We start from the raw sequence: 684 nt of genomic DNA on the forward strand, positions 1-684 counted from the left end.
CTGCTGGAAATAGGCTGGCGAACGCGGATCACTGGGTGAGCCCGGAACCAGCGCGCCGCTGCCACCAGCGCCGCCACCCAGAGCCGACGGATCATTATTGGAACAGGCCGCAATCAGGGTCAGCGCCCCAATTGCCGCGACTTTGCTCAACAGTTTCATCTCAAGTGCCTCGTGTTTCGTTGTTTATTGCCGCGCTTCTATCACATTGCGGGTTTGTTGTGAACTTTACCTGGTGTCTGTTCCGATCAATTCTGCAGTGGCCCCCAAGACGGGTCGCTACCGCCATCCGGCGTTCTAACAGGACGCAAGTTACGGCCCGAAATATCCACAGAGTAAAGCGTCGATCGACCGCTTGCACCCTGCGTTTCGCGGGTGAACATGATGACCCGCCCGTTTGGCGACCATGTGGGACCTTCGTCCAGGAACGAGGCGGTCAAAAGGCGCTCTTCGCTGCCATCCGTGCGCATAACGCCTATGTGGCAGCGACCTTTGTTCTGCTTGGTAGACGCAATCAGATCCCCGCGAGGAGACCAGACCGGCGTGCCATAGCGGCCTTGCCCAAAACTGATCCGCGTTGCCTCGCCTCCGTTAGCGGGCATGATGTAAAGCTGCGGAGTGCCCGACCGGTCGCTTTCAAACACGATCCGACTGCCATCCGGCGCATAGCTTGGTGCAGTTTCAATC

General features: G+C 58.6%; 1 pseudogene. It reads right to left on the reverse strand.

Annotated features, from left to right (window positions below):
* Positions 1–245: 245 nt before the first annotated feature.
* Positions 246–684 (reverse strand): annotated as a pseudogene (tolB, locus tag ACR0EL_RS22375) (Tol-Pal system protein TolB); the annotation flags it as partial.

It is taken from the genome of Ruegeria sp. AH12 (assembly GCF_056541465.1).